We start from the raw sequence: 15,856 nt of genomic DNA on the forward strand, positions 1-15,856 counted from the left end.
GCGTGGAGCACGCGATCTTCGCGATGGAGGTGTGCGCGCGCCTGGACCCCGGGAGCGCCCTGCAGCGCACGCTGCACGAGTCCATCCAGGGCCATTGCGAGACGATGAGCCTGAACCAGAAGTGGCACCAGTACCGCCGCGCGCAGGTGGCGCTGCTGTCCAACCTGCCTGTCCTCGAGAAGGGGTGCTGGGACTATTTCGACGACGACTCCCGCGCGCTCAACGACTACGGCATGTGGGCCCGCGGCATGATCACCGAGGAGGGGGCGCGCAAGGGGCCGTCGGGGACGGCGGACCCGTACCGCGGCCAGCCGCGCTACCTGACCTTCACGATGGCGTTCCTCCTGCTCCACGGCTCGCCCACCGATCGGATGATCCGCACCGTCTGCGACGTCCCCAAGGACCGCCTCTGGCGCCGCGACGTGTTCGGCCACATCCTCCGGAGCCTCGGGCACGTGAGCTTCGCCAGCGTCAAGTCGGACGTCATCTACCTGATCCCGCGCGACGAGGGCTGGGGGCTCACCGCCGAGGATCTGACCGATCCCAAGTTCCACTACCTGCGGAAGATCGTATAGAGCGGCGCTCGCCCGCGCCTGGCGGATAAGAAGACCGCCAAGGACGCCGAGGACGCCGGGGATGCGAGGGGGGCAGAGGACAGAGGATCTTATCCTGGCGTCTTGCTTTTTATATAAATTTATACATCGCGGTGGAGCGGCGCCTCAAAACCACGTTTCCCACCGGTCGCGGTCGATCTCTGCGGCATGCACCGTCGCGGAGATGCGGTCTCGGTCGCCGGGAAACGGCTGTATCTGGTGCAGGCGATAGCTGTCGATGACGAGCGCGCCGCCGGGGCTGTAGCCGGCGATGAGGGGCCGCGCGGAGCGCGCCTCGTCGCCCGGGTCGTCCCGCCCGTCGTAGAGGACGTCCCACAGCTTGAGCCCGCCGTCCGCGTCGGGGAGATCCAGCATCACGACCACGGTGATCGCGCGGAGCCGCCGGGAAAGGTGGTAGTCGGAGAGCCCCTCGGTGTCGAAGTGGACGACGCCGCCCTCGCGCGCGACCTTCTCCCCCGCGGGGAAGATGTGCACCCCGGGCCCGCAGAAGCCGCGCCGGGGCTGCGCGAGCCCGCCCGTGAGCGCCGCGACGAGCTCGCGCATCCGGCGCTGGAGCCCGGGGAGGCGGCGCTCGACGCGGGCGTCGGAGGCGGCCGCGTCGGCGAAGTACAGCCGGGAGCGCCCCTGCTCCAGGTGCGTGTAGAAGGCGCGCCCCAGCGAGAACTGCTCGCCGTCGAAGTCGGCAGTCCACTCGTCGCGGGCGGCGTGGACCCCCGCGACGAGCGCCGCGCGCTCCGCCTCGGAGAACACCCGGGGTAGCTCCAGGGCGAAGTGGCGCTCGAGGGCGTCGACGGGCGGATCCCCCGCGCGCGGGTAGGAGGAGGACGAGGCCGGCGAGCCGAGATGAGGATCGAGCCGCCGTACGGAGGCGCGGCGCGCGGTGGGCATGGCCAAACCACCGTTAGCATCGTCCGCGGCGACCAGCCAACCGCCGGCCCGCCGGCCCGCCGGCCGTGACGCCGGACTGACGGCCGGAGCGCTCGCCGGTTTTTCCGGCGCGCGCCGCCGGATCCGGGGTACAGTGCCGCGGCGGAAGCACCTTTTTGCGAGCGAGGACAGCGATGGTGTCGGGCAGGCGAGGGGAGAAGCGGCAGGAGCAGCAGGCATTCGCGCTCAAGGGCACGATGCCCGCGATGACGATGCTCTGTCTGCGGACGGCGGATGTCTCGGCCATCGAGCGTCAACTGGCCGACCACATCTCGCAGATGCCGCACTTCTTCCTGCACCTGCCGATCCTGCTCGACCTCGACGCCCTCGGCGACGAGCCCGTCGACCTCGGGGCCCTCGCCGGGCTGCTGCGCAAGCACAACCTCGTGCCCATCGCCGTGCGCAACCCGACGGACGCCCAGCGCGAGCGGGCCGTCGCCGCCGGCCTCGGCGTGCTGCGGACGCCGCTCACGCGCTCGCCGCGAAGGGATGCAGCGGGCGAGGGGAACACCCCCACGCCGGGGCCCGTGGCGGTAGGGCCTGCGGGGGCGGACCGCGGCGCGGCTGGGCCCGCCCGGCGCCCGAGGGACGCCGCGCCGGCGCCGGACGTGGCCGGCGAGCCGCCGCCCGCGGGCCTCACCGTGCGGCAGCCGGTGCGCAGCGGGCAGGTCATCTATGTCCCCCACGGCGATCTCGTGGTCCTCTCGCCGGTCAGCTCGGGCGCGGAGCTCATCGCCAACGACAACATCCACGTCTACGCGCCGCTCCGCGGCCGCGCCATGGCCGGCGCCCACAACAACGCGGACGCGAGCATCTTCTGCATGAGCCTCGAGGCGGAGTTCGTCTCGATCGCCGGCCGCTACCTCATGGCCGACGAGATCCCCGACGAGCACCGCGGCAAGCCCGCACGCATCTCGGTGCAGAACGACGGGCTCGTGATCACGCGGCTCTAGCGCTCAGGCGCCCTCCGGCGGGGATCCCAGCGCCGACGGCGTTCCGTCGAGCCCGTCGAGCCGTTCGGGACGCCCCGGCTGGCCACCCGGGGCGAACTGCCCGCCGGGGGCCTCGCCGTCATGGGCTCCCGAGCCTCCTCCACGGAGGACCACCCGGGACGAGCGCGTTCGTACTGGCAGCTTTCGCCGCAGATCCGCCGCTCACGCATGGCAGCTGACGTTCGGCTCGAACGCCCTCTGCCGGACCAGAGACGGTCGACATCTCGCGTCCGGACCACCGCGGAGACACCGGTGACAGATCTGGACAGGCGTGATGGTGCGAGGACGAACCCCGTGTTCCCGCAAGCTGGCGACGCTGGAAGAAACAGTTATCGTCCAGCGCGACTACCCTGAAACAAAACCACCAGCTGAAAAAGCTCTTGCACCGGCGCAGTCGTGGAATAGCTTACCGCTCGCTGTCACGCAGAGCTCGACGGAGCGCGTGACCGCCTTCGGGCCCGCAAGAGGCAGGTGAGCTGGCGCCAGACGTCGCCGAACCACAGGCCGATGCGGAGCTGTGCGCCGGGAGCGATGTCCCGGCGTGGGATAATTGATCTGTGGTCATAATGGGAGGGTTTCCATGAAGAAGTCGCTTATCTCGCTCGTTGTCCTTTCCGCCGCGACGCTCTCCACCAGCGCGATGGCGATCGATATCGACAAGGAACTGAAGATCGAAATCGACTTTGCCTTCGGCGTCTCCGCTGCAAACACGGCGAAGTGCGATCCTTCTTTTCTCCAGGACGACGATGAAGGGAGAATCCTCGGTTACCCGGCGGAGTTCTGTGCGCACTCCTGCAAGGTGAAGTTCACCGGGGATTTGCTGGACAGCACCAACTTCTACCTCTTCGAGAAGATGACGACCGGCCACTACGATTGTGAGCAGTTCGACGAGGATCCGGTCGTTACCTTCGTCACCATCGATCCCGACAGGGTGAGCAAGCTCTTCTTCAAGAATGCGAAGCGGAAGCTGCGGGCGTTTTCGGGTGGCGAGGACGCCATGGGCAACCTCTGGGGCGCGTGCAGCTTCAAGGAGCTCGGCTTCGTCAACTACAGCTGCAATTTTCTGAGCCAGGACGATGACGCGACGGAGGTGGAGCCGGAGGAGGAAGTGGAGGAGGGGACCGGCGAGGAGTAGCCGACGGACGGCTGATCCTCGACGCACGATCCGGAGGGCCGCAGATCGGCGGCCGGCCGGAGCTCCCGGGGTGCACACGGGAGCTCCGGTGACCGACGACAGCGCGCGCTCCGGTCTCTGACGGGAAGGGAGTCGCCGGCTTTCGCCGGCGGCTCTCCCTTTTTGTGCAAGGCGTCTGCCGCACGGTCGCGCGCTCGCCGGGGTACGCCACATGGAGACACGACGATGCAACAGCACAGCTCGCGAACAAGCACACTTCACCGGTTCTCTGGCAGGCTCCTCCTGCTCGCCCTGCTCGCCATCGCGATCGCGGCCGCGGTGCTGTTGCTCGCGCGCCCCTGGGCCGAAGAGACCCTCTCTGCGAGCAGCGAGGAGGCCGGAGGCGAGACACGGAGGAGGCCGCCCACCTACAGGAACCGGGCCATCCTGAGATCCCCCGCGCCGTCCCAGCCGCGCGAGCCCGAGAGCCCGCGGATCGTCGGCGACGTCTATGACACGGACGGCAACACGCTCGCGGGCGCGACCGTCGCCGCGACGACCTTCGAAGTCGCGGGCAACATCCCCTCGACCGCGCGCGCCGTGAAGAGCGATGAGCGCGGGCGCTTCGAGCTCATCCTGCCGGACGGGACGTACCAGCTCAAGGTCGATCTGGCCGGCTACGGCCCCACCACCGCGGTCGCGCACAGCGGCGACACCGTGAGCCTCGTGCTCCCGCGGAGCGGCGTCATCACCGGGCGCGTCCTCGACGAGCGCAAGGAGCCGGTGCGCCGCTTCACCATCGATGTCCTCTCCGCCGTTCCCGAGGACGTGCCGGCCCCGCCGCCGATGTATTCGAGGACGTTCGACAGCCCCGATGGGACCTTCCGCATCGACCAGATTCCCGCCTGGGACGTGATCCTCAAGGCCACGGCCGAGGAGCACGCGCCGGCGTTCTCCGACTCGCTCTCCGTGGAGCGCGGCGACACGGGCACGGTGGAGCTCGCGCTCTCCCGCGGGTGCGCCCTCTCGGGGAGGGTGGAGGACCCGCAGGGCACGCCGCTGCCCGGCGTGTTCGTCGACGCCGAGTCGCGCCTCGGCACCGGCTCCCTGAGCGAGCAGACCCTCCGGTCCTCGGCCGACGTGCAGCAGACGCAGACCGAGGACGACGGCACCTTCCGGCTCGACCATGTGCCCACGGGGGAGGTCCACGTGCGCGCCTACGACGGGAGCCACGCGGTGACCCTGCTGGCCATGAGCATCGCCGACTGTGGCAAGGTGGAGCCGGTCAAGGTGGTCATGTCCCCCGGCGGGAGCATCCGCGGCGTGGCGCGCCGGGAAGACGGCTCGCCGATCCCCCACGCAAAGCTCACGCTCCTCGCCCGCTCGGTCGGCTTCGTGAGCGTGTTGGCCGATGAAGAGGGGCGCTATCGCATCGGCGACCTGCCCGCCGGGAGGGTGCGTGTCGAGCTGCGCGAGGGGAGCCGGGCGACCATGGTGTCCGTGAACGTTACGGAGGGGAAGACGGTGAAGCGCGATATCTCCCTCTTCGGCGAGGGGACCGGGGAGCTCCGCGGACGCGTCACCGCCGGCGACAAGCCCCTCGCCGGGATCCGCCTCCTCATCGCCGCGAACCGCGGCCGCAAGCCGGGCTTCGAGCGCCACACGCCGGTGACCGACAAGGACGGCACCTTCCGTGTGCCCTCCCTCGCCGCGGGGAACTATGTGATCACCGTCATGACCACCCCGGTGGGCCAGGGCATCCGCGTCGAGGAGGGCGGCGTCACCACCGTGAACCTCGACGTGACCCCGAGGCCCGCCGCCGAGGACACGAACTGAGCCGCCGCCCCCGGCCCGGCCGGGGCCTTCACCTCGGCCGGAGCTCGGTCAGGACGAGCAGGTACTCCGGCGGGTTGTTCGGCGTCAGCTTGGCGTACGGGTTCTCCGTGGTGGGAAAGCCGGTGAACCGCTTCGTGCTGTACTCGCCCCAGGACGGGTTCTTGAAGAGCGGGATCACCGGCGCGGCCTGCACGAAGATCATCTGCAGCGCGTCCAGGATGCGCTTCTGGTCGGCAGGGTCCGTCGCGTACTCGAACGCATGGAAGAGCCCGTCAGCCTCCCTGGCGCCGAACCGGTGCCAGTTGCGCGCCGAGATCTCGCCGACCGGCTTCACGAGCTCCGCGCTCATCAGGTCGCGGTAGAAGTTGTACGGCGTCGGCTCGACCGTTGTCCACCCCATCGACATGTCGAACATGCCCTTCTGCAGCGCCGCGAAGAACGCGCTGAAGTCGAGCGTCTTCATCGACGCCTCGATACCTAGGCTCTGCAGGTTCTGCGTGATGATCTGCACCGCGCGGACCCAGTCCGACCAGCCGCTGACCACGTTGATCTCGAAGCGCAGCGGCTTGCCGTTCCTCGTCCGGATCCCGTCGGCGCCCCGCGGGTAGCCCGCCTCGTCGAGGATCTGGTTCGCCCGCTGCGGGTCGAGCTTCACCCAGTCGCCCGCCGCCACCGCCTTCTCGTTCCGGAACCGCTCGTACGAGTCGTCGAGCCCCGTCGCGTCCGCGCCGTGCGTGTAGTTGTCAGCCGCGAGCTTGACGATCTGGTCCCGGTCGATGGCCATGCTGATCGCCTTGCGCACGCGCACGTCGTCGAACGGCTTCCTCGTCGCGTTCGGGTACAGCGTGGCCGTGCCGCCGACGAGCGGGAACCAGTAATGATGGTGCGCCGGATCCTTGGCGACGAAGACCCGCTCGATGTCGGGCACGAACGCGCCCGCCCAGTCGATCTCGCCGTTGACGAGCGCCAGGGTGACCTGATCGTTGCCCGGGTACGCCGGGAAGCGCAGCCCGTCGACCGCCGGCTTGCCCTCCTGCCAGTAGTGCGGGTTCTTGCCGAGCTCGTACACCTGGTTCTGGAAGACCTTCACCTCGGTGAAGGGCCCTGTCGCCACGGGGCTCTCGTTCGCGAACGTGACCGGGTCGGCGACGTCCTTCCAGATGTGCTCCGGCACGATCGGCTGGTGGCCGATGTAGCTGAGCCCGGGGACATACGACCGCCTCAGGACGAACTCGACGGTGGTCTCGTCCTCCGCGGTCACCGCGCCGAGGAACCTCCATACACCCGAGAGATCGAGCGCCGGATGCTTCTTGATCAGCGCGAACGTGAACGAGACGTCCTTCGCCGAGAAGGGCTTTCCGTCCGACCACTTGACGCCGGAGCGGGTCGTGAACGTGAGCTTCCTGTTCCCGTCGCTCCACGCATACCTGGTCGCGAGCCACGGCGTGTAGTCGGTCCTCATCGTGTTGTAGACGAGCAGCGGCTCGTAGATGCCGGCGACCGTCGGAAAGCGCACGTTCCCCTCGGCGAGCAGGGGGTTGAAGTTGCGCACCCAGGTGGCCTGCTGCTCCCGCGCGATCGTGACCATCGCCGCGCCCTTCGCGGGCTTCGGCGTGGGCGCCGCCGGCGCCGACGCCGGCGTCGCCGCCTGCTCCGGAGCGGCGGAGGTGTTCTGCGTTCCTCCCTTGGAGCGACAGCCCGCCGTGGCACCACCCGACAGGACCAGCGCCGACAGGATGAAAGCATGGCGCGGCATGGCTCGACTCATCCCAGGCATCAAGTTCTCCACGCGGGCGACCTCGGTCTCCCTGCGACGCTCCATTTCAATGACAGCACCCGATCCCGCGCCCGATGAGGCGCCGCGACATCACGCTCGCCCGAGGACCCCCGGGGCAGTGCGCGACGTCCCGGTGGTCACACTCTATCGGTGCGTGTGGGCACGCGTCAACTTACCGGCCTTGCCTGATTTCTGGATCTCCTCGCGTCCTTTCGCGAAACTGGCGGCGGCTCGGGGACCCGACCGGGCGGACAGGAGGCTCCGTACGCGTGGAGGCCCTTCCAAGGAGCGGACCGTGACCACCCCCGCCTCGCGACTCCTCGTCGACCTGAGCCACGCCGTCGAGCACGGAGGGGCTCGATCTCGCCGGGAAGGCCGTCCTCGTGCGCACGGGGTGGAGCGCCCACTGCCTGCGGCCGACTGCGACGGACGCACGGCGCGCCGCGGAGGCGGCCGTGAGCGGCTCAGTCGCCGTCGAGCGGGAAGAGCTGCAGGTTCACGACGACCACGCGCTCGGGCGGCCGTGACTCGGCGATCACCGCGCGCATGTTCTGGAAATAGCTCACGTGGAGCTCGGAGAGCTTCACGAGGTCGGCCGCGGAGACGGTGAAGACGTTGAACGAGAAGCGCCCCTCGGCCTTGCGCGTGAGCCGCGAGAGCCCGACGCCGGCCCAGAAGGACTTGAGCCGGTGCTCTGCGTCCGGGTCGGGGCGCGTGTCCACCGTCCGGATCGGCGCGACGGTCCACCGCCCGCGGCTCTTCCGGATCTGGCCGGCCTCGGCGAGCCGTTCGAGGCAGCGCGCCTCGTCCTCGACGGGGAACCCGAGCCGCCGCGCGATCCAGCCCGGCTCGTGGCGCGGCAGCGCGCGGTACGACGGCATCTCCAGGGCGAGCAGAACGGCGGGGAGCAGCGGCTCCTCGTAGACGGCGCGGCGCTGGGCCTCGAGCGTGCGCCACGCCGCGCTCGCGGCCGGGAGCGCCGCCGGATCGGCGAAGAGCGCCACGAAGTCGAGCAGGCGCAGCGAGCAGGCCTCGATCATCCGCAGGAAGTCCGGGAGCCGCGGCTCGGCCTCGCCCGAGAGCCAGCGCGCGACCGCATAGCGGCTCCTGTCGGCGCGCCGCGCCACGTCGACGATGGGCGACATCGAGCGCATCTCCGAGAGGAGCGCCGCGACGCCCTCGGCGGACGCCGGGTCGGTGTGCGCGAGCCAGGCGGGCGTCGAGGGAAAGAAGCGCCCCACCGCCCCCGCGACGTCGAGGCCCGCGCGCCGCGCCGCCACGAGGAACGTGGCCGCGGTCGGCCAGCGCCTGCCGGACTCCCACGTGTAGACGACGTTGGTGCGGAAGCCGAGCCGGCGGCTGAAGGCGGGCTGCGAGCGCCGTCCGCGGAGCGCGCGGATCAGCTCTTTTGCGAGGGATTCATGGTCCACATAGCGCAGATTCGCACATCTGAAGGCCTGTTTGCGGTATGAAATGTGCGAAGCTGAGCTGGCGTCTCCTCGAGAGCGAACGCAAGGTAGACCGCAGGAGGTCATGAACATGAGCGAGCGGCGTTGGCTTTCTTTGGCTCTTGCGGCGGCGACGGGCGTCGGGCTCCTCGGGTGCGTCGACGGCGCGGGCGGCGGCCCCCAGGGCGGCCAGATCGGCGGAGTCCAGGTCGAGGAGGGCGGGTGTGACGAGGAGAAGGAGGACATCGGCGCAGACGACGTCTCCCCGCTGGGCTTCTCGGCGCGAGAGGCGCTGTCGGCCATCTCCGGAGAGCGCTCCGCCCCGCTCACGTGGGCGAAGGGCGGAAGCACGACGGCGACCGTCTCCGTGGGCGAGCTCGCCGCCTCGCGCTTCGTGCGATCCACGCTGGCGGACAGCGAACCGGGCGGCGCCGAGCCGGCGCTCGCCGTGGACTGCTCGGATCACCTGCAGATCGATGTCCCGCTGGCCTTCTCGACCGAGGACGGCGCGTTCGACGAGTCGTTCGCGGTCACGCTCAGGATCTCGCAGATCGACGACGTCAGCTTCTATCACAAGATCGATCTGGCCGCGCTCCAGGGCTCGTACGAGGTCACCGAGGTCGATCCCGCGGAGTTCAGGGAGGTCGTCGTGTACCTGAGCGGCACGCTGAGCAGCAGCGCCGTCTCCGGCATGATCAGCGGGCTCGCCGAGAGCCACCCGACCGGGAGCGGACCGGACTCGACGATCTCGGCGCGGCCGTTCAGCGTGGCGGAGTTCTGAGCGCCGCGCCGCGCCCGGGCCCCGCGTCAGGCGGAGCGGCGCAGCTGCTCGCGGATCTCCATCAGGATCTTTCCCAGCATGTTCCGCCCGCTCCCGTCGCCGCCGTCGGCCCAGTAGGCGTCGTTCTTCGTGTGCTCGACCAGCTCGGCGTCCCCGGTGTCGAGCAGGGCGCGCCGGAGATCCTCGTGCTGGGTGAACTTCGCCAGCACCACCTCGCGCATGATATCATCCTTCACCTGCTCCCAGTCGGGGCGCAGCGGGCGGCTCCGCTGGCGGCCCATGCGGGCGGCCTCGCCGGGGCCGGGGGCGTTGCGGATCACCTCCTCGTGGTCCGTGCCGGCGAACTTCTGGGCCTGGAAGTAGTGCTCGGTCGTGGGCCACACCTTGCCTTGCAGCGAGACCGGGTGGCGCGAGAAGTTGGAGAAGGCCCCGTGGGCGTCGCCGGCGCGATAGAAGCGGATGACCGTCATGGCCCCAGTCTATCCCACGGCGCCCGCGACGCCGGGCGGGAACCGCGCGGGGCGGCTCCTGCCCGGCGGGCTGCGCGAGCCGCCCGCGGGTCGCGAGGTCGCCCCCTGCGCCACCTCGGCGCTGCCGGGTCGGACCCAGGATCCTCGGGCTTCGAGCTGCTGACGGCGCCGCACGAGGCCTTTCGCGCGCTGCGACCCCGCTACTGAATCACGCCAATCGTGTGGAGGAAGTCGTTGTAGGCGTCGATCTTGTCCGACGGGACCACGTCGAAGCCGATGTTGACTTTATTCCCGTCGACCATCAGCGGCGAGAGGATCTCCTTGGTGGCGTCGAGGCCGATGGTCTTGATGCCGTAGAGGATATAGGGCACGAGGTAACCCTCGTAGTACTGCCGCTGGGCGTGTGTGGCCCTGATGCGCTTCTGGCGCATGTAGTCGACGGTCTTCGGGTCGTAGTCGAACGCGACGATGGGGACACCCGGTATGCCCGCGGCGTCCGCGGCCAGCACGCACCGGTACGAGATGTTGAACAGGCCGAGGAGCCCGATGACGGGCGGATCCGCGGTCTCGATCCGGGACTTCATCCCGTCAACGTCGAAGGCCTCGTTGTCGGCGCCGAAGCTGGCCTGGCTCACGACGAACGTGTAGCCGGCATCCCCGATCACCTCCTGCGCCGACAGCGTCCGTTCGTATCCGTCGATCCAATCCGTGCCGGTGCTGCCGTGGATCAACACCGTGCCTGGAGGCTCGGGCAGCATCGTGAGCAGGGTCGTCGCGGCCATGGCGCCGGCAGACTTGTTGAGCGAGCCGACGTAGAGCGAGCGCTTCGAGGCGGCCATATCGGTGTCGAGCGTCACCACGTGGACCCCGTTCGCGACCGCCTTGTCGATGGCGGCTGCGTTGATGTCGCCGAAGGGCGAGACGGCGATCCCCCCGGCGCCGTCCGCCACCGCCAGCTCGATCTGCTGGTTCTGGAGGTCCTGCGTTGTCGTAGCATCGTCCGACTGGTCAATGGGCGCGAGCACATTCCCTGTGACCTCGAGCTCCCCCATGGCTCGGTTCGCCCCCGTGGCGATCGGCTCGAAGAAGTCGGAGAGGCTCTTCAGCAGGACCACCATCTGCATCGGCTCGAGCGAGCTCTTATTGAGCTCGGCGATGAGGCTGTCGACGGTCGCCTCGAGCTCCACGGGAGTGAACTCGTTGTCTGGCGTCTGCGCTCGGGTGATGGGCGTGGTGTCCGTGCCCTGGTCGGCGAGATCGCTCGAACCGCACGCCGCCGTGGTCAGCGTCAACCCGAAAGCCGCCATCCAGCATCGTCCAATCGTCGTCATGAGATCCCTCCTCCTCGTCCGTGGGCTCGCTCGGTCGCGGGCGGTGTCCCAGCGTGCCTGCTCGATCTTTCTTGCTACGACGTCTGGGAACGGGCCGTCAAGTGGCATGAAACCGATCGGCGAGGAATGGGATGGGGATCGCAGTCAAGCTCAAGCCATTGATGTAGTCCGGAGCACGATGGCCGGCGTCCATCCTCGGAAATCGCGCTCATGTCGCGCTCATGTCGCGCTCATATTGCGCTCATTGTCCGTGGATCGCGGTTGTTAGGCCGAAATGTGAGCATTGGCGCGAGAGGAGAGGGGCCCCTGGTTGCCGGTCGCGACGCAGCTCACGCAGCTCACTGCTGCTGCTGCTCCGTCCTGGCAGGGATCCCGAGGTTCGCGCGCCAGTAGTCGTTGACGAAGATCTGCTGCGGATCGAGCTTCGCGCGTAGCGCCAGGAAATCGTCGAAGCGCGGGAAGTTCTGGCGATAGTAGTCGCCCCAGTCCCCCGAGCTCGGCGGCGGCGCGAATTTGCCCCAGTGCGGGCGGAAGCCGAATGGCTTCAGGATATCCCAGAAGGGCCCATAGAAATCGTTCAGGTTCCCGCCGTTGAGCGCGAACCAGAACACATCGACGCGGAACACATCGGCGCCGTAAGAGGGGCTCATCCAGAATTCGCTCTTCCTCGCGGCGTAGAGCTCGCACGAGAACGAGCCGGTGTGCTGGTACGCCGTCGCTGCGTCGCCGCCCCCGTCATACCACGTCTTGAGCGCTCGCATCACCTCCGCCGTCTTCTCCACGGGGATCCAGAGCTCCGTGAACCACGTGGGCCAGAGCTGGTCGTCCATCTGGTTGTCCATCGGCAGGCCGCACATCCACGTATCCCAGAACTCTTGCGTCCCGATCGGGACGAATGCGCTCAGGATGTCCTTGATGAGATACGGCATCTCCCGCTCGAGGAAGCTCGCGAGGATCTGCGCCTGCTGCGAGCCGAGCGCCCCGTTCAGCAGCAGCGCCACGAGCTCCGTGATGATGCCGGCGATGACGTCATGAAGCAGGCCCCCTTCCTTGCGCTCGACCGTGCCGAGCAGCGCGCGCGTGTGCTCCTGGCCCTCCAGCGACCTGGACCGCTTGGCGAGCGCATCCCTGAGAACGCCGCCGAGATAGCCGAGCACCTCCGCCTGCGTGATCTTGCGGGTGTGCGTCTTCTCGGGCGTGGGCCCTGTCGAGCATCACGTCCATGGTGCCGTCTGAAAGGATTGCTGCCGCCACGAAAATGATGCCTTTTCTCATGATAAGCTCCGCTTGGTTGTTGAGCTGGGCGAGAGGGGTCCGGGAATGGGCGTGAGCTGCCCCGAGAGCTCCCCGAGGACCGTAATATGACGCTCCCCCGGCAATCACGGCGGCCTCGGTTCTCGAGGCTCGGCTGGATCCTGCGCCGCCGCTCGATCGTTACCTGGTGGATGCCGGCGACCGCGGTCGTCCTTCGCTCGAATCGCACAGACGGTTTTTCTCTGCGGTGCGCATCACGACGATCCTATCGATCGGAAGCGCGGGGCGCCCGGGATGCACGATTGCACGATGACGGAGGTCGCCCCGCGCGACGGCGCGGCTCAGCGGGACGGCTGCGCGCCCTGCTCCCCCAGCCACGCGCGGGCGAGCGCGAGCGTGCGGGCGTTCTCGGGCCCGTTCGCGGGCGTCGCGAGCACGCAGGGCGCCAGCGGGGGACCGCGCTCTGGCACGGCGAGACGCGAGGCGGACGCGTGCACAGAGGCCTCGCGACACCGCCGTGGACGGACGCACGCGGAGCCGGGCCATCATCGAGCAGACGAGCACCTTACGAGCGGCCACATGCGACGGTGACCTTGACGCTCGTCGCGAAGCACGCTCATACTCGGCCGTGCTTCGCTCCGGTGCTCAGCGATCCCCAGACGCGATGTAGCGCCCATGCGTGACGCGAACGAGCACAGCGCCTGCGTCGATGCATGGATGCAGCGGACCACCGAGGGCTTACCAGCCGAGCGCCTCGTCCAGGTCTTCGAACGCGCCTTCGCCTCCCTGTGGCGGCGCGCCCTGGTCACCCTCGGAGAGGTCACGCTCGGCGCCATCCTGAGTCGCGTGCTCCACAACGCCTCCGAGCGATACACGATGCTCTCGTCCCTCCGTGTGGAGTCGACCGGGCTCTGCTGCGAGAAGCTCCACGATCGCGCGGGCGGCCTGCGCCGCGACCAGCTCGCGGAGGGGATCCGGTTCATCATGATCGAGTTCCTCGTCGTCCTCGGAATCCTGACGGCGGAGATCCTCACGCCGGCGCTTCACGCGGAGCTCTCGAATTTCGCGCGGCAGGAGGAGGCGGGCGGGACCGAGCGAGGCACGGCGAGCGCGCCCGGGTCCCACGAGGGCGAGGACGGCGAGGGAGCTGAGTCATGACGAAGAAGACGGCCATCGCGCGCATCGAGACGGGGGTGCGAAATCTGGATGCGCTGCTTGACGGTGGGCTGCCGAAGGGCTCGGTCATCGTGATCGCCGGCCCGCCGGGCGCGGGCAAGACGATCCTCACCCAGCAGATCTGCTTCCACAACGCCTCGGCCACGGCGCGGGTCCTCTACTTCAACACGCTCTCGGAGCCCACCGCGAAGACGCTGCGCTTCCTGAGCCAGTTCGACTTCTTCGACGCCAAGCAGCTCGACGAGGCCATCCAGTTCGTGGACCTCGGCGCCATCTTTCGGACGAAGGGCCTCGACGGGACCTCGGCGCTCATTATGGAGCACGTCAAGAAGGTCAAGCCGGCCATGGTCGTCATCGACAGCTTCAAGGTCTTCGACGATCTCGCGGGGTCGAAGGAAGAGCTCCGGAAGTTCGGCTACGAGCTCGCGATCAGCCTCATGGCGTGGGAGACCACCACGTTCCTCCTCGGAGAGTTCGGGCAGAGCGAGATCGAGACGAACCCCCTGTTCTCGATCGTCGACGGGCTGATCCTGGCCCGCCAGCGCGAGGAGTCCGGCGAGCAGCGGCGGGTCCTCCAGATCGTCAAGATGCGCGGCACCGACCACAGCCGTGACGAGCACGCGTTCATCATCACGCAGGCCGGCATCGACGTGTTCGCGCCTCGCCTCACCATCCACCGGGAGGACGTCGGGGGCAACGAGCCGCGCCTCAAGACCGGCATCTCGCGGCTCGACGACCTCCTCGGAGACGGGATCCCGCGCGGCTCCAGCCTCCTCATCGCCGGCGTGGCGGGGACCGGCAAGACGGTGCTCTCGCTCGAGTTCATCTACAGGGGCGCGAAGGCCGGCGAGAGAGGGATCTACTTCTCCTTCGAGGAGAGCGAGGCGCGGCTGCTCGCGACCGCCCGCGGCCTCGGCTGGGACATCGACGCCGAGATCGAGCGCGGGATGATCGAGATCGTGTTCATCCCGCAGCCCAACATCATGGTGGAGGGGCACCTGCTCATGATGAACGAGCGGATCCTCGGTATGAAGGCGAGGCGCGTGGCGGTCGATTCGGTCTCGGTCTTCCTGCACAAGGTCAAGGACCCGCAGATCGACCGGGAGAAGATCTTCCAGCTCGCGAGCGTCGTCCACAACGCGCAGGCGGTCGGCTTCTTCGCCACCGACATCCCCTACGGCGCCAACCAGATCAGCCGCTTCGGCGTCGAGGAGACCGTGGTCGACGGGGTCGTCCTCCTCTCCTCGACGGAGGAAGGGCTCGAGCGCCAGCGCTACATCGAGATTTACAAGCTGAGGAACACCGCCCACCTCAAGGGTCGACACAGCATCATGATCGGCCCGACCGGGATCATCATTTATCCCCGATACAGCGCGGATGCGGCGTTCGCCGAGCCGCCGCTACCCCTGGAGACGGAGCTGCGCCTGCCCTCCGGGGTACCCGGGTTCGACGCGCTGCTCGGCGGAGGGCTGCTCGCGCGCAGCGTCACCCTCCTCTCCGGGAGCGCGGGCATCGGGAAGAGCACCCTGTCGCTGCAGTTCATCCTCGAAGGCTGCAAGCGCGGGGAGCCGGGGCTCTACGTGGCGCTCGAGGAGGGGCCCGCACAGATCATCCGTGCCGCGGGCGCCCTGGGGCTGCCCCTCCAGGAGGCGACCGAGCAGGGGCTCGCCGAGGTCATCTATCTCTCGCGGGAGCGTGTCCGCCCGAGTCAGCTCCTCTCGCTCCTGACCGACAAGATCCGCGCGCAGAAGACGCGTAGGTTCGTCCTCGACAGCGTGAGCCAGCTCGAGACCGAGGGCATCGCGGAGGATGAGCTGCGGCAACTCCTCTACGCGCTGGTCACGCGGTTCAAGGCGCTCGACGTGACCAGCCTGCTCACGCTCGAGTCGAGCGCGATGTACTCCAGCGAGACCGTCACCGACCGCCAGTTCTCTCCGGTGGCCGACAATCTCGTCGTGCTCCGGTATACGCGCCTGCCAGGAGAGATCCGGCCGACCCTGGTGGTCGTGAAGACGCGCGGCAGCGAGCACGACTTCGGCGCCTACTACTTCTCCGTCGGGAAGGGAGGCGTCCGGATCGGAGAGCGCGCCGGCGAGTCCTCCCTTTTGCCCGCGAAGAACAAGGCCTAGGGGGGCG

Annotated in this window: 14 protein-coding genes; 8 read left to right on the forward strand and 6 right to left on the reverse strand. The window is 68.7% G+C overall.

The genetic code is table 11. From position 1 onward, the window contains the following. Positions 1–2: 2 nt before the first annotated feature. Positions 3–575: a hypothetical protein gene (locus WMF17_RS17490; RefSeq protein WP_437603214.1), complete on the forward strand. Its 573-nt coding sequence runs from the start codon at positions 3–5 to the stop codon at positions 573–575. Positions 576–719: 144 nt separating this feature from the next. Here the strand turns inward: WMF17_RS17490 and WMF17_RS17495 are convergent, their stop codons facing one another. Next, positions 720–1,502, reverse strand: coding sequence for a hypothetical protein (locus tag WMF17_RS17495; protein ID WP_437650522.1), 783 nt, complete (start codon positions 1,500–1,502; stop codon positions 720–722). A 173-nt stretch (positions 1,503–1,675) separates the two neighbouring features. Between WMF17_RS17495 and minC the strand changes: the two genes are divergently transcribed. The 3 genes from minC (at position 1,676) to WMF17_RS17510 (ending at position 5,483) form a co-directional block, all read left to right on the forward strand. Then, the gene (minC, locus tag WMF17_RS17500) at positions 1,676–2,494 is read left to right on the forward strand and encodes a septum site-determining protein MinC (RefSeq protein WP_437650523.1); all 819 of its coding nucleotides are present in this window, start codon (positions 1,676–1,678) and stop codon (positions 2,492–2,494) included. A gap of 619 nt (positions 2,495–3,113) precedes the next feature. Next, positions 3,114–3,668, forward strand: coding sequence for a hypothetical protein (locus WMF17_RS17505; RefSeq protein WP_437603217.1), 555 nt, complete (start codon positions 3,114–3,116; stop codon positions 3,666–3,668). 225 nt (positions 3,669–3,893) lie between these two features. Beyond that, positions 3,894–5,483, forward strand: a complete 1,590-nt coding sequence (locus WMF17_RS17510; protein ID WP_437603218.1) for an MSCRAMM family protein — start codon at positions 3,894–3,896, stop codon at positions 5,481–5,483. Between the two features lie 28 nt (positions 5,484–5,511). Here the strand turns inward: WMF17_RS17510 and WMF17_RS17515 are convergent, their stop codons facing one another. Continuing rightward, complete coding sequence (locus tag WMF17_RS17515; protein WP_437603219.1) at positions 5,512–7,239, reverse strand: ABC transporter substrate-binding protein; 1,728 nt, start codon at positions 7,237–7,239, stop codon at positions 5,512–5,514. Positions 7,240–7,724: 485 nt separating this feature from the next. Then, entirely contained in the window at positions 7,725–8,690 is a 966-nt protein-coding gene (locus WMF17_RS17520; protein WP_437650524.1) for a DUF4423 domain-containing protein, read from the reverse strand. Between the two features lie 109 nt (positions 8,691–8,799). On the opposite strand from WMF17_RS17520, the gene WMF17_RS17525 reads away from it, so the two are divergent. Then, a complete protein-coding gene (locus tag WMF17_RS17525) occupies positions 8,800–9,489 on the forward strand; it encodes a hypothetical protein (RefSeq protein WP_437650525.1) in 690 nt (229 codons plus the stop codon). Between the two features lie 26 nt (positions 9,490–9,515). Here WMF17_RS17525 and WMF17_RS17530 read toward each other — a convergent pair whose 3' ends face one another. Beyond that, positions 9,516–9,959 carry an NADAR family protein gene (locus WMF17_RS17530; protein ID WP_437603223.1) on the reverse strand — a complete coding sequence of 148 codons (444 nt, stop codon included), beginning with the start codon at positions 9,957–9,959 and terminating at the stop codon, positions 9,516–9,518. Between WMF17_RS17530 and WMF17_RS17535 the strand changes: the two genes are divergently transcribed. Beyond that, positions 9,958–10,122 carry a hypothetical protein gene (locus WMF17_RS17535; protein WP_437603224.1) on the forward strand — a complete coding sequence of 55 codons (165 nt, stop codon included), beginning with the start codon at positions 9,958–9,960 and terminating at the stop codon, positions 10,120–10,122. The genes WMF17_RS17530 and WMF17_RS17535 overlap by 2 nt on opposite strands. A gap of 37 nt (positions 10,123–10,159) precedes the next feature. Here WMF17_RS17535 and WMF17_RS17540 read toward each other — a convergent pair whose 3' ends face one another. Further along, on the reverse strand, positions 10,160–11,290 hold the full coding sequence (locus tag WMF17_RS17540; RefSeq protein WP_437650526.1) for a sugar ABC transporter substrate-binding protein: 1,131 nt from the start codon (positions 11,288–11,290) through the stop codon (positions 10,160–10,162). A 338-nt stretch (positions 11,291–11,628) separates the two neighbouring features. Then, complete coding sequence (locus tag WMF17_RS17545; protein ID WP_437650527.1) at positions 11,629–12,447, reverse strand: D-arabinono-1,4-lactone oxidase; 819 nt, start codon at positions 12,445–12,447, stop codon at positions 11,629–11,631. 772 nt (positions 12,448–13,219) lie between these two features. Here WMF17_RS17545 and WMF17_RS17550 point away from each other — a divergent pair. Further along, the gene (locus WMF17_RS17550; protein WP_437650528.1) at positions 13,220–13,702 is read left to right on the forward strand and encodes a hypothetical protein; all 483 of its coding nucleotides are present in this window, start codon (positions 13,220–13,222) and stop codon (positions 13,700–13,702) included. After that, positions 13,699–15,849 (forward strand): ATPase domain-containing protein, encoded by a 2,151-nt coding sequence (locus WMF17_RS17555; protein WP_437603229.1) that lies wholly within the window; start codon positions 13,699–13,701, stop codon positions 15,847–15,849. The genes WMF17_RS17550 and WMF17_RS17555 overlap by 4 nt, the downstream gene beginning before the upstream one ends. Positions 15,850–15,856 lie beyond the last annotated feature (7 nt).

The organism is Sorangium sp. So ce362 (genome assembly GCF_051519845.1).
Classification (GTDB): Bacteria; Myxococcota_A; Polyangia; order Polyangiales; family Polyangiaceae; genus Sorangium.

Bases quoted from the DNA above. Each gene is read 5' to 3' on its own strand.
- WMF17_RS17555 (WP_437603229.1), top strand. From the start codon at position 13,699: ATGACGAAGAAGACGGCCATCGCGCGCATCGAGACGGGGGTGCGAAAT.
- WMF17_RS17510 (WP_437603218.1), top strand. From the start codon at position 3,894: ATGCAACAGCACAGCTCGCGAACAAGCACACTTCACCGGTTCTCTGGC.
- WMF17_RS17535 (WP_437603224.1), top strand. From the start codon at position 9,958: ATGGCCCCAGTCTATCCCACGGCGCCCGCGACGCCGGGCGGGAACCGC.
- WMF17_RS17495 (WP_437650522.1), bottom strand. From the start codon at position 1,502: ATGCCCACCGCGCGCCGCGCCTCCGTACGGCGGCTCGATCCTCATCTC.
- minC (WP_437650523.1), top strand. From the start codon at position 1,676: ATGGTGTCGGGCAGGCGAGGGGAGAAGCGGCAGGAGCAGCAGGCATTC.
- WMF17_RS17505 (WP_437603217.1), top strand. From the start codon at position 3,114: ATGAAGAAGTCGCTTATCTCGCTCGTTGTCCTTTCCGCCGCGACGCTC.
- WMF17_RS17540 (WP_437650526.1), bottom strand. From the start codon at position 11,290: ATGACGACGATTGGACGATGCTGGATGGCGGCTTTCGGGTTGACGCTG.
- WMF17_RS17550 (WP_437650528.1), top strand. From the start codon at position 13,220: ATGCGTGACGCGAACGAGCACAGCGCCTGCGTCGATGCATGGATGCAG.
- WMF17_RS17525 (WP_437650525.1), top strand. From the start codon at position 8,800: ATGAGCGAGCGGCGTTGGCTTTCTTTGGCTCTTGCGGCGGCGACGGGC.
- WMF17_RS17515 (WP_437603219.1), bottom strand. From the start codon at position 7,239: ATGCCGCGCCATGCTTTCATCCTGTCGGCGCTGGTCCTGTCGGGTGGT.
- WMF17_RS17530 (WP_437603223.1), bottom strand. From the start codon at position 9,959: ATGACGGTCATCCGCTTCTATCGCGCCGGCGACGCCCACGGGGCCTTC.